At 71.7% G+C, this 24,538-nt stretch carries 24 protein-coding genes; 16 read left to right on the plus strand and 8 right to left on the minus strand.

All coding sequences use genetic code 11. The annotated features are described in order from the left end of the window. Window positions 1-41 precede the first annotated feature (41 nt). Window positions 42-1,292: a cation:proton antiporter gene (locus tag BLR02_RS23935; RefSeq protein ID WP_090664904.1), complete on the plus strand. Its 1,251-nt coding sequence runs from the start codon at window positions 42-44 to the stop codon at window positions 1,290-1,292. Here the strand turns inward: BLR02_RS23935 and BLR02_RS23940 are convergent, their stop codons facing one another. Beyond that, window positions 1,293-2,297: an SH3 domain-containing protein gene (locus BLR02_RS23940; protein ID WP_090664905.1), complete on the minus strand. Its 1,005-nt coding sequence runs from the start codon at window positions 2,295-2,297 to the stop codon at window positions 1,293-1,295. It lies immediately after the preceding gene. 139 nt (window positions 2,298-2,436) lie between these two features. Beyond that, window positions 2,437-3,195: a class I SAM-dependent methyltransferase gene (locus tag BLR02_RS23945; RefSeq protein WP_090561547.1), complete on the minus strand. Its 759-nt coding sequence runs from the start codon at window positions 3,193-3,195 to the stop codon at window positions 2,437-2,439. Window positions 3,196-3,236: 41 nt separating this feature from the next. On the opposite strand from BLR02_RS23945, the gene mutM reads away from it, so the two are divergent. The 5 genes from mutM to dnaN all read left to right on the plus strand — a co-directional run bounded on the left by mutM (window position 3,237) and on the right by dnaN (window position 8,257). Then, window positions 3,237-4,082, plus strand: a complete 846-nt coding sequence (mutM, locus tag BLR02_RS23950; protein WP_090664906.1) for a bifunctional DNA-formamidopyrimidine glycosylase/DNA-(apurinic or apyrimidinic site) lyase — start codon at window positions 3,237-3,239, stop codon at window positions 4,080-4,082. Between the two features lie 29 nt (window positions 4,083-4,111). Continuing rightward, window positions 4,112-4,891 (plus strand): enoyl-CoA hydratase, encoded by a 780-nt coding sequence (locus tag BLR02_RS23955; protein WP_090561542.1) that lies wholly within the window; start codon window positions 4,112-4,114, stop codon window positions 4,889-4,891. Window positions 4,892-5,013: 122 nt separating this feature from the next. Then, window positions 5,014-5,280: a 30S ribosomal protein S20 gene (gene rpsT / locus BLR02_RS23960; protein ID WP_090561541.1), complete on the plus strand. Its 267-nt coding sequence runs from the start codon at window positions 5,014-5,016 to the stop codon at window positions 5,278-5,280. A gap of 366 nt (window positions 5,281-5,646) precedes the next feature. Beyond that, complete coding sequence (dnaA, locus tag BLR02_RS23965) at window positions 5,647-7,044, plus strand: chromosomal replication initiator protein DnaA (RefSeq protein WP_408735539.1); 1,398 nt, start codon at window positions 5,647-5,649, stop codon at window positions 7,042-7,044. Between the two features lie 85 nt (window positions 7,045-7,129). Next, complete coding sequence (gene dnaN / locus BLR02_RS23970; protein WP_090561537.1) at window positions 7,130-8,257, plus strand: DNA polymerase III subunit beta; 1,128 nt, start codon at window positions 7,130-7,132, stop codon at window positions 8,255-8,257. A 235-nt stretch (window positions 8,258-8,492) separates the two neighbouring features. On the opposite strand, the gene BLR02_RS23975 is transcribed toward dnaN, so the two are convergent. The 4 genes from BLR02_RS23975 to BLR02_RS23990 form a co-directional block, all read right to left on the minus strand. After that, window positions 8,493-9,461, minus strand: coding sequence for a Bug family tripartite tricarboxylate transporter substrate binding protein (locus BLR02_RS23975; protein WP_090561536.1), 969 nt, complete (start codon window positions 9,459-9,461; stop codon window positions 8,493-8,495). Window positions 9,462-9,475: 14 nt separating this feature from the next. Continuing rightward, the gene (locus BLR02_RS23980) at window positions 9,476-10,558 is read right to left on the minus strand and encodes a TauD/TfdA family dioxygenase (RefSeq protein WP_090561534.1); all 1,083 of its coding nucleotides are present in this window, start codon (window positions 10,556-10,558) and stop codon (window positions 9,476-9,478) included. A gap of 129 nt (window positions 10,559-10,687) precedes the next feature. Next, the gene (locus tag BLR02_RS23985) at window positions 10,688-11,203 is read right to left on the minus strand and encodes a YdcF family protein (RefSeq protein WP_090664908.1); all 516 of its coding nucleotides are present in this window, start codon (window positions 11,201-11,203) and stop codon (window positions 10,688-10,690) included. Window positions 11,204-11,213: 10 nt separating this feature from the next. Continuing rightward, window positions 11,214-12,470, minus strand: coding sequence for a methyltransferase (locus BLR02_RS23990; protein WP_090664909.1), 1,257 nt, complete (start codon window positions 12,468-12,470; stop codon window positions 11,214-11,216). 185 nt (window positions 12,471-12,655) lie between these two features. Here BLR02_RS23990 and BLR02_RS23995 point away from each other — a divergent pair, with 185 nt between their 5' ends. The 3 genes from BLR02_RS23995 to BLR02_RS24005 all read left to right on the plus strand — a co-directional run bounded on the left by BLR02_RS23995 (window position 12,656) and on the right by BLR02_RS24005 (window position 15,617). Next, complete coding sequence (locus BLR02_RS23995) at window positions 12,656-13,144, plus strand: invasion associated locus B family protein (RefSeq protein WP_090664910.1); 489 nt, start codon at window positions 12,656-12,658, stop codon at window positions 13,142-13,144. Continuing rightward, entirely contained in the window at window positions 13,141-14,301 is a 1,161-nt protein-coding gene (gene rlmN / locus BLR02_RS24000) for a 23S rRNA (adenine(2503)-C(2))-methyltransferase RlmN (RefSeq protein WP_090664911.1), read from the plus strand. The genes BLR02_RS23995 and rlmN overlap by 4 nt, the downstream gene beginning before the upstream one ends. A gap of 92 nt (window positions 14,302-14,393) precedes the next feature. Continuing rightward, complete coding sequence (locus BLR02_RS24005) at window positions 14,394-15,617, plus strand: lipase family protein (protein WP_090664912.1); 1,224 nt, start codon at window positions 14,394-14,396, stop codon at window positions 15,615-15,617. Between the two features lie 71 nt (window positions 15,618-15,688). On the opposite strand, the gene BLR02_RS24010 is transcribed toward BLR02_RS24005, so the two are convergent. Continuing rightward, window positions 15,689-17,287 carry a hypothetical protein gene (locus BLR02_RS24010; RefSeq protein WP_090664913.1) on the minus strand — a complete coding sequence of 533 codons (1,599 nt, stop codon included), beginning with the start codon at window positions 17,285-17,287 and terminating at the stop codon, window positions 15,689-15,691. A 126-nt stretch (window positions 17,288-17,413) separates the two neighbouring features. Here BLR02_RS24010 and BLR02_RS24015 point away from each other — a divergent pair, with 126 nt between their 5' ends. The 6 genes from BLR02_RS24015 to BLR02_RS24040 all read left to right on the plus strand — a co-directional run bounded on the left by BLR02_RS24015 (window position 17,414) and on the right by BLR02_RS24040 (window position 21,908). Continuing rightward, window positions 17,414-18,109 (plus strand): vWA domain-containing protein, encoded by a 696-nt coding sequence (locus BLR02_RS24015; protein ID WP_090664924.1) that lies wholly within the window; start codon window positions 17,414-17,416, stop codon window positions 18,107-18,109. Between the two features lie 6 nt (window positions 18,110-18,115). After that, window positions 18,116-18,793 carry a J domain-containing protein gene (locus BLR02_RS24020; protein ID WP_090664914.1) on the plus strand — a complete coding sequence of 226 codons (678 nt, stop codon included), beginning with the start codon at window positions 18,116-18,118 and terminating at the stop codon, window positions 18,791-18,793. 67 nt (window positions 18,794-18,860) lie between these two features. Next, complete coding sequence (locus tag BLR02_RS24025; RefSeq protein ID WP_090664915.1) at window positions 18,861-19,073, plus strand: hypothetical protein; 213 nt, start codon at window positions 18,861-18,863, stop codon at window positions 19,071-19,073. Window positions 19,074-19,204: 131 nt separating this feature from the next. After that, window positions 19,205-20,080 carry a UTP--glucose-1-phosphate uridylyltransferase gene (locus tag BLR02_RS24030; RefSeq protein ID WP_090664916.1) on the plus strand — a complete coding sequence of 292 codons (876 nt, stop codon included), beginning with the start codon at window positions 19,205-19,207 and terminating at the stop codon, window positions 20,078-20,080. Window positions 20,081-20,149: 69 nt separating this feature from the next. Continuing rightward, window positions 20,150-21,577: a phosphoglucomutase/phosphomannomutase PgmG gene (gene pgmG / locus BLR02_RS24035; protein ID WP_090664917.1), complete on the plus strand. Its 1,428-nt coding sequence runs from the start codon at window positions 20,150-20,152 to the stop codon at window positions 21,575-21,577. Then, window positions 21,564-21,908 carry a gamma-glutamylcyclotransferase family protein gene (locus tag BLR02_RS24040; RefSeq protein WP_090664918.1) on the plus strand — a complete coding sequence of 115 codons (345 nt, stop codon included), beginning with the start codon at window positions 21,564-21,566 and terminating at the stop codon, window positions 21,906-21,908. The genes pgmG and BLR02_RS24040 overlap by 14 nt, the downstream gene beginning before the upstream one ends. Window positions 21,909-21,915: 7 nt before the next feature. Here the strand turns inward: BLR02_RS24040 and BLR02_RS24045 are convergent, their stop codons facing one another. Continuing rightward, complete coding sequence (locus BLR02_RS24045) at window positions 21,916-23,676, minus strand: putative bifunctional diguanylate cyclase/phosphodiesterase (RefSeq protein ID WP_090664919.1); 1,761 nt, start codon at window positions 23,674-23,676, stop codon at window positions 21,916-21,918. A 177-nt stretch (window positions 23,677-23,853) separates the two neighbouring features. Between BLR02_RS24045 and BLR02_RS24050 the strand changes: the two genes are divergently transcribed. After that, the coding region (locus BLR02_RS24050) for a transposase (RefSeq protein WP_090664920.1) at window positions 23,854-24,538 on the plus strand (685 nt) is incomplete at its 3' end.

Raw genomic sequence — 24,538 nt, forward strand, 5'->3', positions numbered from 1 at the left:
GCTGGCCCGCACCTTGGGCACGGCTCGGACGTTGCAGGGGGATGGACCCCTATATCGTATTGCTCGTCGGCACCGGCGCCCTGATCCTGCTCGTCGCCTGGCTGCCGATGGTGCTGCGGGAGCTGCCGCTCTCGCTGCCCATGTTCTGCATCGGCTTCGGCTTCGCGGCCTTCAGCCTCTCGACCGGGGACAGGCCGGACCCGAACCACTACCCGCACACGACCGAACGGCTGACGGAGCTGGTGGTGATCGTCGCGCTCACCGGCGCCGGGCTGAAGCTCGACCGGAAGCTGGCCTGGCGAAGCTGGACACTGACCTGGCGGCTGCTCGCGCTGGCCATGCCGCTGTCGATCCTGGGCATCGGCCTCATCGGCTATTGGGGGCTTGGCCTCGGCATCCCGGCCGCCCTGCTGCTCGGCGCCGCACTGGCACCGACCGACCCGGTGCTCGCCTCCGATGTCCAGGTCGGGCCGCCGCGCTCCGGCGAGGAGGATGAGGTGCGCTTCACCCTCACCGCCGAGGCGGGGCTGAATGACGGGCTGGCCTTTCCCTTCGTCAACCTGGCGGTGAGCCTGGCGGCGCTGGGCCTGGCGCCGGAGGATTGGGCGCTGCACTGGATCGGGGTGGATGTGCTCTGGAAGCTCGCCGCCGGCCTCGGGGCCGGCTGGGCCATCGGGCGGCTGCTCGGCTGGCTCACCTTCCGCATGCCGAACCGGGCCCGCCTCTCCCGTACCGGGGATGGGTTCGTGGCGCTGGGCGCGACCTTCCTCGCCTATGGCCTGACCGAGATGGTGCATGGCTATGGCTTCATCGCAGTCTTCGTCGCCGCCCTCGGCATGCGCGCGGCGGAGCGGCAGCATGACTACCACGACCGGCTGCACGACTTCGCCGAGCAGACCGAGCGGCTGCTGATGATGGTGCTGCTGGTGCTGTTCGGCGGCGTCTTGGCAGGGGGCGTGCTGGCGCATCTCACCTGGGCCGGTGTCGCCGCAGCGCTCGGCTTCGTCTTCCTGGTGCGGCCGGCGGCCGGGATGATCTCGCTGATCGGCGTCGACCAGCCGATGGAGGAGCGGCTGGCGATCTCCTTCTTCGGCATCCGCGGCCTCGGCAGCTTCTACTACCTGGCCTTCGCCGCGAATGCCGCCTCCTTCGCCGAGATGCCGGAGCTCTGGGCGGTGATCAGCGCGACCGTGCTGCTCTCGGTCGGGCTGCATGGGATGACGGTGACGCCGGCGATGCGCTGGTTGGACAAGCGCCGCCGGCGGCAGGGCGTGCTGCCGCTGGAGGCGTGATCAGGGCTCGGTCAGCAGGCTCGAATGGATCCAGCCCTCCGGGGCCGCACCGCCGACCTGGATCCAGCCGCCGCGCGCCTCCCCATGGATACGGAAGGCCTCGCCCCGCGCGGCGGTGCGGAGCACCGGGGCGCTGCTGTCCGGCCCGGCCCGGAGATTGGCCGCCGTCCGCACCAGCACGCGCGGCAGGGCAGGATTAGGCGCCGGCGGCGCCTCGGCCGCCGGGGCGGGCGGCGGTGCGGCGGGCGGCGGCGCCACGCGCTGCGGCAACTGGGGTGCCGCCGGCGCAGGCCGCGGCGCAGTTGCCTGCTGCGGGGGTGGGGCGGCGGCCTCCGGCCGGGATGGCGGGGCGCTGGCCGCTGGCTGGGCCGGCACATCGGCCCCGGTCTGCGGTGCCGGCGAGTGATGGTTCAGGCCGAGCAGCAGCCCGATCACCAGCCCGCCCCCCGCCAGGCCGAGCATCGGCCAGGGCAGCCCGGCCAGCCCCGCTCCCGGACGGCGACGGCCGCTCTCCGGGCGCGCCTCGCGCACCGGCGTCGGCGCGCCGACACGGACGAGCGGGCGGCTCAGCAGCAGGCGCTGCACCAGGGCGATCCAGCCATCGCCGCCGGCCAAATGCAGCGGCGGCACCGCGGCGAAGGCGGCCGCCAGGCGGCGCTGCAGGTTCAGGGGCTCGCCCGGCATCATGGCGAGCGTCACCACCGGCAGGTAGCCGGGGAAGATGGCGCTGAAGCGGGCCGCCTCCAGCCGCTGGCGCAGGGCCGCCGCCGCCGCCTCGGCCACGGCGCCGGGCACGCCGAGCAGGGCCACGCCGAATTCCGGGTGCAGCAGCACCAGCGGCACCAGCACATTGGCCACCGCTCCGCCCGAGGCCGGGCGCTGCTCCAGCAGGCAGTCAGGCAGGCTGATCCAGCCCTCCGGCACCACCGAGGCATGGGTATCCGCCTCCGGCAACGGCTGGGTCGGCTGGTCGAGGCGATATTGTGCCTCCGGGTGATGGATCATGGGTTGCAAATGGCCCCCCTGCGGCTCGTCTCCGCCATTCTGGGACAGCGGAGCCCCTCATCGTCTGAACGTATACGTCAGCCTGAGTTGCAGCGCAGCATAGGACTGGGGCGCCGAACCCCGGCCAGGTGACCGGCGGCTACAGCCGCCAGCCGGTATGGATAGCGACGATCCCGCCCGACAGGTTGCGATACGTCACACGCTCGAGCCCCGCCTCCCGCATCATGCCGGCGAGGGTATCCTGGTCGGGGAACATGCGGATGCTCTCGGCCAGGTACTGGTAGCTCTCGGCATCCTGGGCGATGCGGGCCCCGAGACGGGGCAGCACCTTGAAGGACCAGGCATCGTAGAGCGGCGCCAGGGCCGCCACCTCGACCCGGCTGAACTCCAGGCAATGGAAGCGGCCGCCGGGGCGGAGCACGCGGCGGGCCTCGCGCAGCACCGCGGGCTTGTCGGTGCAATTGCGCAGGCCGAAGGCAATCGAGACCTTCTCCACGCTGCGGTCCGGCAAGGGCAGATGCTCGGCATCCGCGCACAGGAAGGTGAGGTTGGCAGCCAGCCCCCGCTCCAGCGCCCGGCCCTGCGCCACCTGCAGCATGGAGGGGTTGATGTCGGACAGGATGACGCGCCCCGCCCCCGCCTCGAGCGCCCGGAAGCTGATATCGCCCGTGCCCCCCGCCAGGTCGAGCAGCGCCTCCCGCGGCGAGGCGGCGATGGCGGCGACGAAGGCGGCCTTCCAGGCCCGGTGCAGGCCGAGCGACATCAGGTCGTTCATCAGGTCGTAGCGCGGCGCCACGCTGTCGAAGACCTGGCGGACCAGGCTCGCCTTCTCCTCCCGCTTCACGGCACGGAAGCCGAAATCGATCGTCTCGTCGGAGGGGGAGTTGCGTTCGGTCATGCGGCGGGCACCATAGGCCGGTTGGGGGCGACGCGGAACCTATGCCTGAATTGCCGGAAGTCGAGACGGTGATGCGCGGCCTTGCCGCGGTGCTGGAGGGCAGGGTGATCCGCGCGGCCGCCATCAGCCGGCCGGATATGCGCTGGCCCTTCCCCGAGGGGCTGGCCGCACGGCTGGCCGGCAGCCGCGTGGAGGGGTTCCGGCGCCGGGCCAAATACATGCTGATGCGCCTCTCGGGCGGCGATTCCGTGCTGATCCATCTCGGCATGTCGGGGCGGATGGTGGCGCGGCCGGCCGGGGACCTGCCCAACGCCCCCATCGCGCATGAGCATTTCTCGCTGGAGACGGAGGAGGGCATCCGGGTCGGCTTCGTCGATCCCCGCCGCTTCGGCAGCATCGACCTGGTGCCGACCGCCGGGGAGGACCGGCACCGCCTGCTGGCCGGCCTCGGGCCGGAGCCATTGGAGGAGGCCTTCTCCCCGGCGGTGCTGAGCGTGGCGCTGGCCGGCAAGCGGACACCGGTCAAGGCGGCGCTGCTCGACCAGAAGGTCGTGGCGGGACTCGGCAATATCTATGTGTCGGAGGCGCTGTTCCGGGCCCGCATCTCGCCCCGGCGGCTGGCGGCGAGCGTCGCGGGCGCCCGCACCGTCCGGCTGGTGCCGGCGATCAAGGCGGTGCTGGAGGAGAGCATCGCGGCCGGCGGCTCCTCGCTGCGCGACTACGTCCAGGCGGATGGCGGGATCGGGTTCTTCCAGGAACGGTTCAAGGTCTATGACCGGGAAGGGCTGCCCTGCGAGGCCTGCCCCGGCCCGCCCGCCTGCCCGGGCATCCAGCGGATCGTCCAGTCCGGCCGGGCCAGCTTTTATTGCCCGCGGCTGCAGCGCTGATATCCTCCCGGCCAAGACGGAGGATGCGCATGGCCGACTATCAGATGATCCTGACCGAGATGCAGGGGCGGGTGGCGCTGATCCGCCTCAACCGGCCGCAGGCGCTGAACGCGCTCTGCGACCAGCTGATGGACGAGCTCGGCCAGGCGCTGCGCGGCTTCGATGCGGATCCGGAGGTGGCCGCCATCGTCATCACCGGCAGCGAGAAGGCCTTCGCGGCCGGCGCCGACATCAAGGAGATGCAGTCCCGCACCTACCCGGCGGTCTATCTCGACGACTTCATCGGCAAGCGCTGGGAGGCCGTGACCTACGTCCAGAAGCCGGTGATCGCGGCGGTCGCGGGCTATGCGCTCGGCGGCGGCTGCGAGCTGGCGATGATGTGCGACATGATCATCGCCGCCGAGAACGCCAAATTCGGCCAGCCCGAGATCAATCTCGGCGTCATCCCGGGCGCCGGCGGCACCCAGCGGCTGACGCGGGCCATCGGCAAGGCCAAGGCGATGGACCTGGTGCTGACCGCGCGGATGATGGATGCCGCCGAGGCCGAGCGCTCCGGCCTCGTCGCCCGCATCGTCCCGACCGCCGAGGTGGTGGCCGAGGCGATGAAGGTCGGCGAGAAGATCGCCACCCTCTCCGCCCCCGCCGTCGCCGTGGCGAAGGAGGCGGTGAACCGCGCCTTCGAGACGACACTCGCCGAGGGGGTGAAGTTCGAGCGCCGGGCCTTCCAGGCGCTCTTCGCCACCGAGGACCAGAAGGAGGGCATGGCCGCCTTCGCCGAGAAGCGGAAGCCCGCCTTCAGCAACCGCTGAGGCAAGGCCTCGCTTGACGCCCCGCTCCGGCCGGGGGTAGAAGCCCCTTCCTCGCGCGGACCGGGTAGCAAGGCCGGACCGCGTGGCATTTCCATCACCCCTGCCCGAGTTGATACAGCGCCATGGCGAACACGGCTTCCGCCCGCAAACGCATCCGTCAGACCGAGAAGCGCACGATCCGCAACCGTGCGCGTCGTTCGCGGGTGCGGACCTTCCTGCGCAAGGTGGAAGCGGCGATCGCGACCGGCGACAAGACCCAGGCGCAGGAGGCTTTCAAGTCGGCCCAGCCCGAGCTGCAGCGCGCCGCGACCAAGGGCGTGCTCCACAGCAATACCGTGGCACGGAAGCTGTCCCGCCTCTCGGCCCGGATCAAGTCGATCAGCGTCTGAGCCCCGTCTCACCGCATGAGTGTCCGGGCAGCCATGGCCCGGACCATGTGATGTCATCACGGCGCATTGATTGCGAAGACCCGCAACCATCACTGTTGCGCGGGGTCTCGTTTGCTCGCGGTTGTATTCAGTCGATACTGCCGCGGCGTCGCCAAATGGAAAGTTGCTATTGTCGCCGACTTTGAGGCTGCGGTAGCATCCCGTTCGTCGGATCGACGTGCGGTTCATCCCACTCCCCGCCAGCACCTAGACCGATACCGCCGCGCAGGTCTCTGAACCACTGCGCGACCATCGGCTGGCGCCTGCTGGCTTTCGTATGGATCGAACAGGAGGCCGGCCCGCTTGCCCCCCCAATCCTCCGGAGAGTTGGCTGCCGGCTGGGCCCGCATCCGCGGCCGCCTACGCGAAGAGGTCGGCGAGGTCGAGTACCGCACCTGGCTGCGCCAGATGACGCTGGCCGGCATCGAGGGCGAGGATGCGATCATCCTCCTGCCCACCCGCTTCCTGCGCGACTGGGTGAACAGCCATTACGGCGACCGGCTGCGGTCGCTGTGGCAGGCCGAGTATCCGGAGGTGCGCCGCATCGACATCCGCGTCTCCGCCAGCCCACCGCCCGAGGCGGTGCTGGCCGGGGCGGAGGAGCGCGCCGGGACCGAACGGATCGACGGCCGCGGCCTCGCCGAACCCCTGGCCCCGCGCCCGGCCGAGACGCGCCCCGCCCCGGAGCCGCGCTCCGATTGGGTGGTGCCGCTCGAGGCCCGCTTCACCTTCGACACCTTCGTCGTCGGCAAGCCGAATGAATTCGCCCATGCCTGCGCCCGGCGGGTGTCGGAGAAGCCGGCAAGCCCAGGCTTCAACCCGCTCTTCCTCTATGGCGGCGTCGGGCTCGGCAAGACGCATCTGATGCACGCGACCGCCTGGGCGATCCGCGCGCATGACCCGCAGCGGACCGTTGCCTACATGTCCGCCGAGAAGTTCATGTACCGCTTCATCGCGGCACTCCGCTCCCAGAACACCATGGAGTTCAAGGAGACGCTGCGTGCCGTCGACGTGCTGATGATCGACGACCTGCAATTCCTGATCGGCAAGGACAATACGCAGGAGGAATTCTTCCACACCTTCAACGCCTTGGTCGATCAGGGCAAGCAGATCATCGTCTCCTCGGACAAATCGCCCTCCGACCTGGCGGGAATCGAGGACCGGCTGCGGACGCGGCTCGGCTGCGGCATGGTCGCCGACATCCATGCAACGACCTATGAGCTGCGCCTCTCCATCCTCCAGGCCAAGGCCGCCGCCGCCCAGGTGGCGGTGCCGCCCAAGGTGCTGGAGCTTCTGGCGAACAAGATCACCGCCAATGTCCGGGAGCTGGAAGGCGCGCTGAACCGGCTGGTGGCGCATGCCAACCTCTTCGGCCGGCCCATCACCGTGGACAGCGCCCATGAGGTGCTGCACGACGTGCTCCGCGCCCATGAGAAGCGGGTCTCCATCGAGGAGATCCAGAAGAAGGTGGCCGAGCACTACAACATCCGCCTCACCGACATGAGCAGCGCCCGCCGCGCCCGGAACGTCGCCCGGCCACGCCAGGTGGCGATGTACCTGGCGAAGCAGCTCACCCAGCGCAGCCTGCCCGAGATCGGCCGCCGCTTCGGCAACCGGGACCACACCACGGTGATGCATGCCGTCTCCCGCGTCGCCGAGCTGATGGAGGCCGATGCCGGCTTCGCCGAGGACGTCGCCCTGCTGCGGAAGATGCTGGAAACCTGAGGAATCCCCCGCTTACCCTTGTGAATCAAGGCTGTTAGAATAGCTACCCTGACGAGATGGTCGGGTGTGGGGGAGCCTGGGGCAGATGAAGTTCACGGTCGAACGGGCGATCCTGATCAAGGCGCTCGCCCATGTGCAGAGCGTGGTCGAGCGCCGCAACACAATCCCCATCCTCGCCAATGTCCTGCTCTCCGCCGAGGACGGGATCCTGCGGCTGACCGCGACGGATATGGAGATCGCCGTCGTCGAGGAGGTGCCCGGGGTGCAGGTCGCCCGCCCGGGCCGCACCACGGCGCCGGCCGCCACCCTCTACGAGATCGTCCGCAAGCTCCCCGAGGGCGCCAAGGTGGAGCTCGACCATGCCGGCGGCGATGCGCCGCTGAAGCTGCGCGCCGGGCGCTTCAACACCGACCTCTCGGTGCTGCCGGTCGAGGACTTCCCCTCCATGACCGAGGGCAAGCTGCCGCATCAATTCGCCCTCCCCGCCGGGCAGCTGCGCGAGCTGGTGGACCGCACCCGCTTCGCCATCAGCACCGAGGAGACGCGCTACTACCTCAACGGCATCTACCTGCATGCGACGGAGAGCGAGGGTTCGCCGGTGCTGCGCGCGGTGGCGACCGATGGCCACCGCCTGGCGCGGGTGGAAGAGCCGCTGCCGGAGGGTGCGGCCGGCATCCCGGGCGTCATCATCCCCCGCAAGACGGTGAACGAGCTGCGCAAGCTCGCCGAGGAGACGCAGGACGAGATCACCATCCGCCTCTCCGACACCAAGATCCGCTTCGACATCGGTGCGGTGCAGCTCACCAGCAAGCTGATCGACGGCACCTTCCCGGAGTACGACCGGGTCATCCCCCGCGGGAACGACAAGGTGCTGCAGGTGCGGAAGAAGGAGTTCGCCGAGGCCGTCGGCCGCGTCGCCGCCATCAGCTCGGAACGCTCCCGCCCGGTGAAGATCAGCCTCGAGCGCAACCGCCTGCTGCTCTCCGCCAGCTCCGCCGAGCAGGGCCAGGCGCAGGAGGAGCTGGATGGCGAGGTGGTGACCTATGACAACACGCCGCTCGAGATCGGCTTCCAGGCCCGCTACCTGAACGACATCACCGACCAGATCGCCGACATGGTGGAGTTCCGCTTCGCCGACGGCAGCGCGCCGACCGTGGTGACGGATGCGGCGAAGCCGGAAGCCCTCTACGTCCTGATGCCGATGCGGGTGTGACGGAGGGGGCTCCCCCGCCTCCTTCCCCGCTCATCAAGCCGGCTTCACCGGCTCCTTCCCCTTCGGCAGCCACGCCAACGCACCTTTGGGCAGGTGGAGATGTGCCTGCACCAGCGTCGGCGCGGGTCGGCCACCGGAGGGAAGGCCAGCGCGCGGCAAAGGCCGGACTCTTTCCAGCAAATGACATCTTTGACTGGAATTCTTCTCGCATCATGGGCTGCCCGCGGCCCGTTTCTCAGTTCGCCGTGCTGATGAGCCCCGCCGCCGCGGCCTCCGCCCAGCGGCGGTTGTCGCGCTCCAGGAAGGGGCCGAACTCGGCCGGCCCGAGCGTCGCCAGATCGGCGCCCAGCTCGGCCAGGCGCTGGCCGATGGCGGGCCTGGCGAGCGAGGCCTGCACCGCGGCGAAGATCCGCTGGGCGATCGCCGGCGGCAGGCCGGGCGGGCCATACATCCCGTACCAGCCGTTGAACTCGTAGCCGGGCAGCCCCGCCTCCGCCATGGTCGGCACCCGGGGCAGCAGGGCGGAGCGGCGCGCCGAGGTCACCGCCAGCACCCTCACCGCCCCGCTCGCCACATGCTGCAGCACCGCGACGGTGCTGGTGACGGCCAGCGGCACATGGCCGGCGACGAGGTCGTTCAGCTGCGGTCCGCTGCCGCGATAGGGCACCTCGATCAGCTGGATGCCAGCCTGGCGCGCGAAGGAATTGCCGGCATAGCTGGTCGCCGCCTCGGTCGAGCCGAAGGCGATGCTGCCGGGCTTCGCCCTGGCCGCCGCGATGAGGCCGGCGATGTCGGAATAGGGCTGGCCGCCATGCGCGGCGAGCACCAGCGGATAGCCCGAGAGCATCGAGACCGGCGTGAAATCCTTCACCGGGTCGAAGGGGATGTTCGGCATGGCATAGCGGTTGATGACATGCGCGCCGGTCGCCACCATCAGCATATGGCCATCCGCCGGGGCGCGCTGGACATACTCGGCGCCGACCACGCCATTGGCACCGGCCCGGTTCTCCACCACCACCGGCTGGCCGATCGCCTCCCGCATGCCCTCCGCCACGGCGCGGGCGAAGATGTCGGTGCCGCCGCCCGGCGCATAGGGCACCACCATGGCGACGGGCCGGGATGGCCAGGCAGGCTGTGCCGCCACGAAGGGGGAGGCAAGCCCCGCGCCGAGGGTGCCGAGCGCCAGGCGCCGCGTGATCGCCATGTTGCCGGTCCTCCTCAATACGGGGTGTCGCGCATGCCGAGCGCGGCGGCGGCGCGGGCCTGCCAGGCGGCCAGACCGGGCGGCAGGTTCTGCCCCTTGAAGCCGCCGCGGACGCTGCCGGGCGCCACGTTCTTGTAGACCTCCCGCATGGCGTCGCAGAGCGGCCGCCCCTCCGGCACCGCGAGCCAGAGGCGCAGCAGGTGGCGCTTCCGCTCCGGCTCCTCGAAATCCTCGTAATGGGTCCGGCTGTGGATGAGGACGTGGTTGTTCACCAGCTGCAGGTCGCCCGGCTCCAGCCACATGGAGAAGCAGAAGGCGTCGCTGCTCGCCATCTCCTGGATGGCATCGAGCGCCGCGTGCTGCCGCTCGGTCAACCGCGGCTCGCCCTCGATCAGCTGGGTCGAGCGGATGTGGTTGCGGATGTAGCGGGCGGCGAAATGCCCGCTCTTCAGGCTATAAACGGGCGCCATATAGGTCGGCGTCTCATCCGCCGCCTCCTCCTTCTGCCGGCTATGCGGGAAGAGGCCATAGAGAGTCTCGACCAGCTCCGGCCGCTCGGCCAGCAGCGCGTCATGGATCGCGACCGAGCTGGCGAGGCGGCTGAGGCCGCCGCTGCGCGCCGTCTTCAGGCAGAGCAGGGCGACGACATCGCTGCCATCGGTGTGGAAGTCGAGTTCGGCATTGGTGTTGTAGCCACGGCCGCCGGTGCCGCGATAGGTGCCGCCGGCATCCCGCACATCGGAGATCAGCTGGCTCGCCTTGCCCTGCGGCCGGGCGACGCCGAGATGCGTGCCGATGGCCCAGAAAAGCAGCTTCGCCTCCTCGGCGGTGTAGTCGCCGACCGGGATGCCGCGGATGGTGCGGAAGCCGATCCCCGCCTCCATCTCCCGCGCCGCCTCGGCCAGCACGGCGCCGAAGGGGCCGAGGGGGAAGTCCTCCCGCGTCATCCCGAGCATGGGCTTGCCTGTGGCCTGCAGGCGGCGAAAGGCAACGCGGAGATCATCGACCTCCTCCGCCGTGAGCCGGCGCAGCCAGGCGCCGGACGCTTCGAGCATGGCCGGCCGCCAGGCCGCCGCGGTCGCGATGGGCTGGATCATTCGTGTCGTTCCTCCGGGGGTGGAGGATGGCAAGCAGCCGGGGGGCTGTCGAGGTGGCGCGCTCAGCCCGGGTCGCGCAGGTTCTCCCGCAGGGTGCGGCCGGTATAGGCGGTTCGGCTGGCAGCCAGCCTAGGAGTGCCCGCCCCGCCGCACCAGACGGTGCCAGAGCGCCAGGCCGGCATCATAGGGGATGGCCGGCACCTCCCGCAGGCGCCAGTACCAGCGCCGACGCCAGCCCTCCGCCCCGGCCGAGCCGCCGATCGGCACCGGCCGCGCCGGCATCCCGGCCAGGCGCAGCAGCAGCAGGCAGCGCGGCAGGTGGAAGCGGCTGGTCGCGGCATAGACCGGCCCCGCATGGCCCATGCCCCGCAGCAGCGCCACGCTGGCGAGGGCGGAGGAGAGGGTGTCCGTCCCCGTCGGCTCCTCCAGGATATTAGCGGCGGCCACGCCGAACTCCTCCAGCAGCCGCGCCATCACCCGGCTCTCGGCGGGGCCGAAGCGCCCCTTTGCGCCGGTCGGGACATAGAGTGGGTCGGCGAGGCGGGCGCCGAAGCGGGCGGCGGCCTCCACCCGGCGGCGCAGCGTTGGGCTGGCGCTGCCATCCGGGCGGACGGCGGCGCCGAAGATGACGATGGCCGCCCTCACGCTGGGTGGGTCACGTCGGTGCGGCGATCAGCAATCGGTTCATCGCTTCCATGCTGCGGCGGAGGGCGGCGAGATCCCGCCAGAACGCCTCCCGCGCCACCCCGTTCGCCGCCAGCTCATCGGCGATGGCGCCGAAGCTGCGGCGGCCATCGACACGCTGCAGGATGGCGCCGGCCAGCCGCGGCATGGGCAGGTTCACCCGCAGCCCGTCGAAGCTGACCGGGATGGTGCCGTCGCGCGGCAGGCCGCGGGCCAGCGCCGCGCCATCCATCTCGCGCAGCACCGGCACCGCCTCCGGCTCCTCCCAGGGCGGCGCCGGGTCCGCCTCCTCGGCGCGGCGGCAGTAGAGGATGTGGATGCCCATGTTGCCGGTGATGGCCTCGGCCAGCGCCGCCCGCTCGATCGGCGTCATCGCGGCGGTCCGGGCGCGGAGCCGCGGGTCCGGCAGGTAGCTGTCCGGGTCGTAGCGCACCGGCTCCACCCAGCAGGTGATGCGGAGCCCGGCCTCCGCGACGAGCGCCGCCAGCTGCGGCACCGTATAGGCCCGGTCGCGCGGGTTCAGCAGCAGGTCGTAGAGCCCGGCATCGCCGCCCGAGATATGGTCGGTGAGCCAGGGGTTGCGCTTCAGCCAGGCCGTCTCCGGCACCTGGCGCCAGAGGCGGCGGGCGATGTCGATCCGCGCCGGCGGCGCCTCGCCCTCCGGCGCCAGCAGCCGCAGCGCGTCCTGCAGCATATAGACCCCGGTGCGGCCATGCGGCGCATACACCATCAGCCCGATCCCGCCGCCCGGCGCCAGCACCGAGACGAGCGAGCGCAGCCCCGCCAGCGGGTCCGGCAGGTGGTGGAGGACGCCGCAGCAATCGATGTAGTCGAAAGGGCCGAGGCCGGAGCCGGCCAGCTCCAGCAGGGAGCCCTCCTCGAAGCGGATATTGCCGAGCTTCCTGGTCGCTGCACGGGCCTCCGCGATGCGCCGGGCGGCGCCGCTGCGGTCGAGCCAGGTGACGCTGCCCTCCCGCCCGGCCCAGGCCATCTGCTGGGCCAGCATCATGGTGCCGTCGCCCGTCCCGCCACCGGCGAAGAGCGCCCGCAACGGCACCGAGGCGTGGCGCCGGCTGCCAAAGATCCAGTGGTCGATCTCGCGCAGATGGCTCGGGCTGCCGATGATGAGGCGCCGCGCCTCCTCCCGCGGGTCGCGCGCGGGGTAGGGAAAGGCCTCGTACTGGGCGGCGAGATGCCGGTCGCCAGGGTCCTGTGGGGCGTCGCTCATGGCCGGGTTGCATAAGGCGCGATGGCCCGGGCCGCCAGCCCGGTTGCTGCGGCGCGGTGAGAAGCCTATCTAGCGGCGAGAGACCGCCACCCCCGCGGCCCCACCTTCACTCGACCTCCGCCTCGACGGCGCCGCCCTCCCCCGGGGCAGCGGCCGGACCGGCTCTGACAGGTGCTTCCAGCGGCATGCGTGCGCTTCCCTGCTTCCTCCTCCTCGCCAGCCTCCTCGCCCCCGCTGCCCAGGCGCAGCAGGCCAGGCCGCAGAAGCTCGGCGAATTCCAGTCCTGGATCGCCGCCTCCTTCGCCGAGGGCGGGCAGAAGGTCTGCTATGCCTTCGCCCGCGCCAGCCGCCAGGGCGTGATGCTGACGGTGACGCACCGGCAGGGCCGGCGGGACACGGTGACGGTCTCGGCCGGCTACGCCTATCCGCGCAATGCTGAGGCGACGGCAACGGTGGGCGGCACGGACCTGCCCTTCTACACCGCCGGCTCCACCGCCGCGGCGCGGGACGGCGCGGCCGCCATCCGCGCCTTCCGCAACGGACGGGAGGCGGTGCTGAAGGGCCCCGGCGCGAACGGGCGGGGCACCGTCTCCGACACCTTCCCCCTCGCCGGCTTCAGCGCCGCCTATGATGCCATCAGCAAGGAATGCCCGCCGGGAGGCCGGAACGGATGAGTGACCTGACGAGTGCCGAGCGCGAGCGCATCCTCGCCAAATCCGCCCTCTTCAACCCGCCTGAGGCAACCCTGCCGGACGGCCGGCGCGAGCTGGTCGGCCTTTCGCGCGAGGAGCTGGTGGCCGAGCTCGCGGCCCTCGGCGAGAAGCCCTTCCGGGCCAAGCAGCTCTGGCACTGGATCTACCACCAGGGCGTGACCGATTTCGGCGCGATGACCAGCATCGCCGGGCCGATGCGGGCGAAGCTCGCCGAGCGCTTCACCGTCGGCCGCCCGCAGGCGACCACGGTGCAGACCAGCCAGGACGAGACGCGCAAGTGGCTGTTCCGCTGGCGTGACGGGCAGGAGGTGGAGACGGTCTACATCCCCGACCGCCATGCCGATCGCGGCGCCGTCTGCATCAGCACCCAGGTCGGCTGCACCCTGTCCTGCCGCTTCTGCCATACCGGCACCCAGAAGCTGGTGCGCAACCTCGGCGCCGCCGAGATCGTCGGCCAGTTCATGGCGGCGCGGGACAGCTACGGCGAATGGCCGAGCCCGAAGGACGACCAGCCGCGGCTGCTCTCGACCATCGTCGTCATGGGCATGGGCGAGCCGCTCTACAATTACGAGAACACCGCCAAGGCGCTGCGCATCATCATGGATGGCGAGGGCATCGGCCTCTCCCGCCGGCGCATCACCCTCAGCACCAGCGGCGTCGTGCCGATGATGGACCGCTGCGGCCAGGAGCTGGGCGTCAACCTCGCCGTCTCGCTGCATGCGGTGACGGATGAGCTGCGCGACGAGATCGTGCCGCTGAACCGCAAATACCCGATCAAGGAGCTGCTCGATGCCTGCCGGCGCTATCCCGGCGCGAGCAACGCGCGGCGCATCACCTTCGAATACGTCATGCTGCGCGGCGTCAACGACTCGGAGGCCGAGGCGCGCGAGCTGGTGCGGCTGCTCCAGGGCATCCCGGCCAAGATCAACCTGATCCCCTTCAACCCCTGGCCGGGCAGCCCCTACCAGACGAGCACCTATGAGCAGACGGCGGCATTCGCCGCCATCCTCAACGATGCCGGCTATTCCAGCCCGATCCGCCGGCCCCGCGGGCGGGACATCCTCGCCGCCTGCGGCCAGCTGAAGACCGAGAGCGAGCGGAAGCGCCCGGCGGCCTGAGTCAGGTCGTTGCGCGGGTAAAACCCTGGGTGGTAGCGTCCACTCCCGCTTTGTGCGGGAACCGACAGAGACCCCCAAGGGAACGCCCCGCCATGCTCCGTCCATTGCTGCTGGCCGGCCTGCTGCTGGCGGCCGGCCTTGCCTCGCCCCCGCCCCTTGCGGCCGAGCCGGCATCGGTGGCGGCCTTCTACCAGCCGCCGAACCCCCTGCCCCGTGGCGAGCATGGCACGGTGATCCGCAGCCGCCCGCTCGCGGCGGAGGCCTCGCTGCCCGGCGCGGCGCGCAACCTGCTCGTGCTCTATCTCTCGCAGGATCCCGACGGGAAGCCGATCGCCGTCTCCGGCACCGTGCATGTCCCGCAGGGCAGCCCGCCCGAGGGCGGCTGGCCCGTCATCACCTGGACGCATGGCACGACCGGCCTCGCCTCCGCCTGCGCCCCCTCGCTCGACACGCCGCAGGGGCCGGAGCATCCCTACCTCGCCGGACTGCGCCGGCTGCTCGATGGCTTCGTCCGCGGGGGCTATGCGGTGGTGGCGACGGATTACCAGGGCCTCGGCACGCCCGGCCCGCATCCCTTCCTGCAGGGCCGGCCGAATGGCCGCAACGCGCTCGACATGCTGCGCGCCGGCCGCGCGGTGGAGCCCGGCATCGGCCGGCGCTATGCGGTGATGGGCCATTCCCAGGGCGGGCATGCGGCGCTCTTCACCGGCGCCCAGGGGCCGGACTACGTGCCGGAATTCACCCAGCTCGGCACCCTCGCCTTCGCCCCCGGCTCGCAGGTCATGGGCCGGCTGGACTCGGTGCGGCAGGCGGCGGATGTCGAGCTCTCGCTGCCCTATGTGCTCTACACCCTGCTCTCCTTCGCCGGGACGAACCGGGAGATCGACCTGCGCCGCGTGCTGGCACCACCCGCCCTGGTGCACCTGCCGGACCTGCAGGAGGGCTGCATGACCCATGCGCTGACCACCGGCTACTGGTCAAAGGCCATCGCCCGCGACCAGTTCCTGCCCCAGCCGGACCTCGCCGCCTTCACCCGCATGGCACAGGCGAACGAGCCGGGCGGGCTGCGCATCGCCGCGCCGACGATGATCATGCAGGGCACGGCCGACGTGACCGTGCCGCCCGGCTGGACGGACAGCCTGGCGGCGCAGCTCTGCGCCGATGGCACCGGCCTCGCCTACCGGCCTGTCGCCGGCGCCGACCATAACGGGGTGATGGTGACGGGCGAGGCGGAAGCCCGGGCCTGGATCGCCGCCCGCTTCGCCGGCCAGCCGGGCGCGGCCGATTGCGCGGCACTGCCCAAGGCAGGCGGCTGAGCGGTTTCCGTCGTATTCGGGCCAACCACCCCGATCCGGTGAGTCCACCCTGATCGGGTGTGCTCCGGGGATCAGCGCGCCGTCGCGGTGATCCCGAGCACCCGCTGCACCTCCTCCGCACCGCCGGCCGCGGCGCCGGACAACTCGGCGATCGGCACCGGCTTCGGCGGCTGGGCGGTGATCGTCACCTCCTGCGCCTGGCCGCGCAGCAGGCGCTGCACCGCCGAGAGCACCGGGGCGACGGCGCCGATGCCGCCGCCCATGGCGCCGGCCGCCTGGCTGGCCCAGCCATCCCGCACCTGCCGCTCCGGCCGCCGGCTCTGCCGCGCCTCGGCCGCCGCCAGCCGCTGCAGCAGGGACTGGTCGAGATAGCGCAGCGCGAAGCCCGCCAGCCGCGCCGCCTGGAACCGGTCCTGCGTCGCCCCGTCCGGCGCCACGCCCTCGAGGGTGAGGGAGAGGCCGAGCGCCCCCGCATCCCGCACGCCGAGCAGCATCCCGACCAGCTCCAGCCGCCCCGCCGCCTGGTCCATCCGCGTCTCGACCGAGAAATCCCCGGTCAGCGCCTGGTAGCCGAGGCGCTGCAGCCAGAGGGCGATCATCGGGAAGGGCTCGACCCGCAGCCCCTCCAGCGTGATCCGCCCGGTATCCGGCCCGCTCTGGTCGAGCGCCCCGGTGATTCGCAGCGCGCCGAGCGAGCCGACCGGCGTGCCGCCCTGGGTGACGGTGACGCCCTCGACCGCGGCGTTATAGGCGCCGGGCGGCCGCGGCGGCGCCTCCTTCTCGGCCAGCGCGGCGAAGGTGCCGGGCAGGTCCACCCCCTCCAGCGCGATGCGGCCGACCTTCACCCGGTCACCCACGCCGCCGCCTTCCGGCACCAGCACGTCAATCCCGGCGAGGCTGGCCCGGCCCGGCCCGCCCGGCCGGTAGTCCTGCACCATCACCTCGGCGATGGCGACGGGGCGGTCGCCCTGCACCGCCAGCGCCTCCAGCCGCAGCAGGCCGAGCGAGAGCTGGTCGGGCCGCAGCGTCTCGCCCGGCGCCGGCCGCGCCACGGTGAGGTCGCGCAGCTCCGCCCGGCCAATGGCCGTGACCTTGCCCTCGGTGCCGGTGACGGTGACGGTGCTGGCGGTGAGGCCGGCGATGCCATCCGGCCGCGGCCGGTCCACCAGCATCTCGCCGGCAGCGATCCGCTGGCCATCCGGGTGGCGCAGCTCCGCATCAGTGAGGCGCACGGCGCCGGTCGCGGTATCGGCCACCGTCGCGCTGCGATAGGTGAGGCCGACGCCCGGCCCGAGCAGCGCCCGCAGCTGGCCGAGGGCCGCCGGCTCGTTCGGCGGAACCGGGGCCGCGGCGGGCGGCGCCGGCGCCGTGGTGGCCGGGGGTTGGGTGCCGAATTTATCGGTGGGCTGTGCGGGGCCAGGGCCAGGGGTGGGCCCGGGCGCCTGGGCCCGCGGCGGCACCGGCGGCGGGATAACCGGCGGATTGGCGAATTTGTCGGGCAGCGGCGGCGTGGCGGGCGAGGGAGCCGGAGACGGGGCGAATTTGCTGCCCGGCTGCGGCACCGGCTGTGGTGCCCCCTGCGCCGGCGGCTTGGTCTGGGCCAGCGCCAGCCCGCCCCCGAGCACGGCGACGAAGCCGCCCAGCATCCCGATCCCGCGGAGCCCCCGCATTCCTGCCTCCGTTCCTGCGCTGCCCGGTTGTCGCATGCCGGGGCGCCGCCCGCCCGCAATTTTGCGCCATCGGCACGAAGGCCGCCGCCCCTGGCGGCCACCATGCGGCGCGCCCATCTCTCCCGCATGAGCAAGCTGCCCGCCGCCCCGGGTTCCACCGCCGTCAGCGCCTTCCTGCGCCAGGTCGAGAGCCTGCCCGTGCGCCCGGCCAGCGGGCGGCGCGGCCGGCTGATCTTCGCCATCGACGCCACCGCCTCCCGCCAGCCGAGCTGGGACCGCGCCTGCCAGCTCCAGGGCGAGATGTTCTCGGCGACGCGCGACCTCGGCGGCCTCGCCATCCGCCTCGCCTATTTCCGCGGCTTCGGTGAATTCGCCGCCACCCCCTTCCTGACCGATGCGGCGGAGCTCACCCGGCGGATGACCGGCCTGCAATGCCTCGGCGGCCAGACCCAGATCGGCCGCGTGCTGGACCATGCCCTGGCCGAGACGCGGCGCGACCGGGTCCATGCCCTCATCCTCATCGGCGATGCGCAGGAGGAGCCGCTGGACCCGCTCTGCCACCTCGCCGGCCAACTCGGCCTGCACGGCACGCCCATCTTCGCCTTCCATGAAGGCGGCGACCGGCGCGCGGCCGAGGCCTTCCGCCAATTCGCCCAATTATCCGGCGGTGCCTTCGCCCCCTTCGATGCGGCGAGCGCCGAGGCGCTGCGCGCCCTGCTCCGCGCCGTCGCCGTCTATGCCGCCGGCGGCCGCGCCGCCCTGGCCCGGCTGCCGGGCGAGGCCGCCCGGCGCATCGCCGGCCAGCTCCCCGCCCCCGGCTAGGCGCCGATGGCCTGGCTCGCAATCGGCACCGGGGCGCTGCTGCTCGGCCTCTGGCTGCTGCGCGCCTTCGCCACCGCCCCGCCCGCGGCCATCCGCCAGGCCCTGTTCTGGCTGCTCGGCCTGCTCGGCGCCGGGCTCTTCGTGCTGCTGCTGGTCAGCGGACGCGGCGGCCAGGCCTTCTGGGCCCTGCTCGTCTTCGGCCCGATGCTGTGGCGCCGCCTCCGCGGCTGGGCCGCCGCCCGCCGCTTCGGCCGGCCGGGCGAGGCCGATGCCAGCACGATCGAGACCGCGACGCTGGCCATGCGGCTCGACCATGCCGCCGGCACCCTCACCGGCCGCGTGCTGCGCGGCGCCGAGGCCGGGCGCGACCTGGCCGAGCTCGACCTCCCCCGGCTGCTCGCCCTGCTGGACGACTGCCGCGCCACCGACCCGGAGAGCCTGCCGCTGCTCGAGACCTGGCTCGACCGGGCCCATCCCGGCTGGCGGGAGGCCGCCCCGCCCGCCCCCGATGGCCCGATGACGCGGGCCGAGGCCCTCGCCATCCTCGGCCTCGCCGAGGGTGCCGATGCCGCCGCCATCCGTGCCGCCCACCGCCGGCTGATGCGGACGGCCCATCCCGACCAGGGCGGCAGCGACTGGCTGGCCACGCGCATCAACCAGGCCCGCGACCTGCTGCTGGGCTGAGGGCCGCAACGAACATCCACCGCCCGGTCGCGTTGCTTCCATCCACCCCAAGCCAGGGAGCAGCCCCATGCCCGACAACAAAGGCAGCGACGACCGCAACGGCCAGCTCGGCGAGACCGAATTCCGCCAGGGCAATCGTGGCCAGCCCGCCACCGGCGAGAAGGACGCCCGCGGCCTGACCCGCGACAGCACCCTGCTGCAGGAGGAGGAGGAGGCCCCTGTGCCCGGCGATGCCGCCCGCGGCCCCTGGGCCGACGACACCACCCCGAAGGGCGACTGACCGGCCATGGCGGGGGACGGATCCCCCGCCATGACCTAGCTTAGCTTGCCCCGCCCCCGCCCCGCATGGCATGCCTCCCCCTGCGCGCCACGACCCGGGCGCATCGATCGTCATCCCTCAGGGAGAGCCCAGTGCCCGCCAAGAAGCCGCTGAAGAAGGCCGTCCTGCCCGTCGCCGGCCTCGGCACCCGTTTCCTGCCCGCCACCAAGGTGATGGCCAAGGAAATGCTCCCCGTGGTGGACAAGCCTCTGATCCAGTACGCGGTGGAGGAGGCGCGTGCCGCCGGCATCGAGCAGTTCTGCTTCGTCACCGGCCGCGGCAAGGTGATGCTGGTCGACCAGTTCGACGTCGCCGTCGAGCTGGAGCGGACGCTGACCGAGCGTGGCAAGCAGAAGGAGCTCGACATGCTCCACGCCCAGGCGCTGCCGCCCGGCTCCATCATCACCACCCGCCAGCAGGTGCCGCTCGGCCTCGGCCACGCGATCTGGTGCGCCCGCGCCTTCATCGCGGACGACCCCTTCGCCATCCTGCTGCCGGACGACCTGATGCAGTGCGAGGTCTCCTGCACCAGGCAGCTGGCGGACGCCTACAACGAGACCGGCGGCAACGTCGTCGCCGTCGAGGAAGTGCCGCGCGAGATCGTCAACCGCTACGGCGTGATCGACCCGGGCGCCACCACCGGCAACCTCGTCGAGGTGAAGGGGCTGGTCGAGAAGCCGCCCATCGAGAAGGCTCCCTCCAACCTCACCGTCATCGGCCGCTACGTGCTGATGCCGGAGGTCATCGGCCATCTCTCGAAGATGGAGCGCGGCGCCGGCAACGAGATCCAGCTCACCGACAGCATGGCGAAGCTGATCGGCAGCCAGCCCTTCCACGGCGTTCTCTACCAGGGCCGGCGCTTCGACTGCGGCGACAAGGCCGGCTACCTGGAGGCGCAGGTCGCCTTCGCCCTGGCCCGGCCGGACATGGCGCCGGCCATGCGTGAGATCCTCAAGCGCCACGCCTGAACCGGCCCGCATCCGCTACGCCATGGCCGGCTGAAACCCGGCCATCCGCACCATCAGGACCCCCCATCGATGTCCGTCTTCCACCACGAATTCCACGGCACCGTCCTCCGCGAATACGATATCCGCGGCATCATCGGCGAGACGCTGCAGCCCGAGGATGCCTTCGCCATAGGCCGCTGCTTCGGCTCGCTCGTGGTGCGCGCCAACGGGAACAAGGCCGGCGCCAAGGTCGCGGTGGGCTATGACGGCCGCCTCTCCTCGCCGGACCTCGAGCCGCAGCTCGTCGCCGGGCTGCGCGCCTGCGGGATCGAGGTACTGCGCATCGGCCTCGTCGCCACGCCGATGCTCTATTTCGCCAGCCATGCGCTGCAGGCCGATGGCGCGATCATGGTGACCGGCAGCCACAACCCGCCGAACTACAACGGCTTCAAGATGATGATGGGCCAGAAGCCCTTCTTCGGCCCGCAGATCCAGGAGATCGGCCGGATGGCGCGGGACGGCGACGTCGTCCCCGTCGCCACCGAGGGCAGCGACCGCCATGTCGAGATCATGGAGGACTACGTCGCCCGCGTGCTGCAGGACTATGACGGCGGCGAGCGCCCCCTCAAGGTCGTGTGGGACCCGGGCAACGGCTCCGGCTGCGATGTGACCAAGGCGCTGGCCGGCAAGCTGCCCGGCGAGCACACCGTCATCAACGGCGATGTGGACGGCACCTTCCCCAACCACCACCCCGACCCGACCGTCGCGAAGAACCTCGAGCAGCTCATCGCCGAGGTCGCCCGCACCGGCGCCGATCTCGGCATCGCCTTCGACGGCGACGCCGACCGCATCGGCGTGGTGGACAATGAGGGCCATATCCTCTTCGGCGACCAGCTGCTCATCATCCTGGCCCGCGACGTGCTCAAGTCGAAGCCCGGCGGCACCATCATCGCCGATGTGAAGGCGAGCCAGGTGCTGTTCGACGAGGTGCAGAAGGCCGGTGGTACGCCGCTCATGTGGAAGACCGGCCACTCCCTCATCAAGTCGAAGATGGCCGAGACCGGCAGCCCGCTCGCCGGCGAGATGTCGGGCCATATCTTCTTCGCCGACAAATGGTACGGCTTCGACGACGCACCCTATTCCGCCATCCGCCTGCTCGGCATCGTCGCCCGGATGCAGGAGAGGCTGGGCGAGGTCCGCGCCGCCCTGCCGCAGGTCATCAACACGCCGGAGCTGCGCTTCGACTGCGACGAGGCCCGCAAATTCGCCGTGGTGAAGGAGGTGAAGGACCGCCTCGCCGCCGCGGGCGCCAAGGTGCAGGACGTGGACGGCGTCCGCGTGCTGACCGAGGATGGCTGGTGGCTGCTGCGCGCCTCCAACACCCAGGCGGTGCTGGTCGCCCGCTGCGAGGCCTCCACCGAGGCGGGGCTGGAGCGGCTGAAGGCGCTGCTGGTCGAGCAGCTCGTCGCCAGCGGCCTCCCCGCCCCCGATTTCTCGGCGGAGAATGCCGGCCACTGACCGCGGCGTGCTGCTCTTCCTCTATGGCAGCCTGCTCGACCCGAAGGTGCTCGCCCGGCAATCGGGCGAGCACGGCCTCGCCCGCCGCCTCCGCCCCGCAAGCCTCGCGGGCTATGCCCGCTGCCCGCTTCGCGGCACCCGCTACCCGACCCTGGTGCCGCATCCCGGCGCGATGACCGAGGGCGCGCTGCTGCGGGCCGGCCCTGCCGCCTTCCGCCGCCTCGCGGCCTATGAGGGCGCCGAGTACCGCCTCACGCCCGTTCGCCCCATGACACCCCGCGGCCCGGTCCGCGCCCGCGCCTGGATCGCCCCGCGCTGGCGCGCCGGTTGACCACCCCTCAGAGGGCCGGCACCGCCTCCTGCCTGGCCCGCAGCCAGGCATCCAGGTCCTTCGCCGCCATCGGGCGGCCGATCAGGTAGCCCTGCGCCTCGTCGCAGCCATCCCCAACCAGCAGGTCGAGCACCGCATCGGTCTCCACCCCCTCGGCCACCACCCTGTGGCCGAGATCCTGCAGCAGCGCGATCATGGCCGAGACCAGCGAGCGCCGTCGTCCATCCTCGGTCAGCCCCTGCACGAAGCTGCGGTCGATCTTCACCACATGCACGGGCAGCCGCTGCAGGTAGGACAGGCTGCTGTAGCCCGTGCCGAAATCGTCGATCGCCAGCCGCAATCCCATGCCCGCCAGGGATTCCAGCACCGCCAGCGCCTGGCCGGCATCGGCCATGACGGCACTCTCGGTCAGCTCGAGCTCCAGCCAATCCGCCTCCAGCCCGTGCCGCGCCAGCCCCTCCCGCACCCGCTCGGCGAAATCCGGCTCGGTCAGGTTGGTCGCCGAGATATTCACCGAGAGCCGCAGGTCGAGGCCCGCCCGCCGCCAGGCGGCGAGCTGCGTCATGGCCTGCTCCAGCACCCAGGCGGTCGCCGGCCGGGCCATGGCGGTCTGCTCGACCAGCGGCATGAACTCACCGGGCGAGACGTCGCCAAGGGTCGGATGGCGCCAGCGCAGCAGCGCCTCCGCCCCGGTGCAGCGCCCGCTCGCCAGGTCGACCCTCGGCTGGAAGACGAGGCGGAGCTGCTCGGGCCGCTCCAGCGCCTTGGCGAAGGCGTCCAGCAGGGTGAAGCGCCGGCGATGCGCCGCATCCTGGGCGGATGAGAACAAGCCGACCCGCCGCTCCACCTGGCGTGCATCCTGCGCCGCGCTATAGGCGATCCGCAGCACGTCCTGCGGCTCGGTTTCGCCCAGCATGAAGGGGGCGACGCCCGCGGTGGCACCGGCGAGGAAGCGGGCATCGCCGCCCCGCAGCCGCTCGAGCGTCTCGGCCAGCCGATCGGCATAGGCCTCCTCCTCCGCGCCGGACCGGGCGAGGAAGGCGAATTGGGTGGCGGCGACATGGTAGGCCCTGCGTTGCGGCCCGACCACCTGGCGCAGCTGCCGCGCCACATGGCGCACCTGCTCGTCGATGAAATCCGGGCCGAGCACGCGGACCGCCTGGTTGATCTGCTCCGATCCGGCGAGGTCGACCAGCACGGCGAGGCGGCGCTCCGGCGCCGTCAGGTCCCGCGCCATGTCCTCCAGATCCTCGATGAATTGCAGCCGGTTGGGCAGGCTGCTCATCGGGTCGATGCGGCCGAAGGCGTGCTGCAGCTCGATCTGCGACATCACCATGGCGGCCAGGTCGGCGAGCATGCTCATCTCCGTGGCCGTCGCCTCGCGCGGCTCCGTCCCCAGCACGCACATGGCGCCGAGCGCATAACCATCCCGCGTGACCAGCGGCGCGCCGGCATAGAAGCGGATGCCGGAGCGGGCCAGCAGGCTCTCCTGGTAGCAGGGATGGGCCAGCAGGTCAGGGATCAGCAACGGGTCGGTGGTCTCGGCCACCTCGGCGCAGGGCGCCCGCTCGCGGGGGATGGACCGATGCTCCACCCCGACGCGGGACTTGAACCACTGCCGGTCGAAATCGGTGAGGGAGACGGCGGCGATGGGCAGGCGGAAGAGTTGTGCCGCCATGCGGGTGATGCGGTCGAACGCCTCGCTCGGTGGCGTATCGAGCAGGTCGAGTTGCCGCAGGGCGTCCAGGCGCGCAGCTTCGGTAGACATCGCTGTCCTTATTGGCGACGGAAAATTGGCGACCTGTCGCGTCATATGGGGTGACTTGCCAGACCACTACATCACAGGATGATTGCCATCAGCTTTATCGCGCAAAGGTTGCCGAACGTCTTGAATAAGGAATAAAATCCTTATAGGATGATCGTCCCAATTGCTGGACCCCTTCCTATGCCTCTCCGTCGCCGCAGGCGCCGCATCCAGCCCGACCCCATCCCGGTCGGCATCTTCCCCGCCGACCTCGTGGCGAGGCACGACCTCTTCCGCAGGCTCTACCTCGACCCGCTGACCCGCCTCACCCCGCCCCGGCCCTGGGCACCCATGACCGATGCCGAATGGCGGGCCCTCGCCCCCATCCTCGCCGCCATGGGCTGCGGCATGGCCGACCGCGGCCGACCCATGGACTGCACGCCCCGCGCCCGCCTCGACGCCATCTTCCACTGGGCCACCACCAAGCACGGGGGCGGCCGCGCCCCCTGGCGCATCCTGCCGCACGACTTCGGCAAGCCCGACACCGTCTCCCGCTCCTACCGCCGCTGGGCCCGCGCCGGCCTCTGGCCCCGCCTGCTGCTCGCCGTCGCCCTCCACCCGGAGCGCCTCGCCTCCCTCGCGCACCGCATCTGCTGCGCCTTCCGCCGCGCCATCCGCCTCTGCGGCGGCCTGCACGCCATCGTCCTCGCCCGCCGCCTCGGCCTGTTCTCCGCCCTGCCCGCGCCCTCCCAACTCCTCCCCGACCCGGATTTGTCCGAAATCTACCGCCCCATCTTCCGCCGCTTCGCCGAGAGCTTCCTCGCCCGCCCCTGGTACCCGCCCCGCATCGTCTGGCGAACCTTGCACTCGATGCACCGCATGGCCG

It is taken from the genome of Belnapia rosea, assembly GCF_900101615.1.
Lineage (GTDB): Bacteria > Pseudomonadota > Alphaproteobacteria > Acetobacterales > Acetobacteraceae > Belnapia > Belnapia rosea.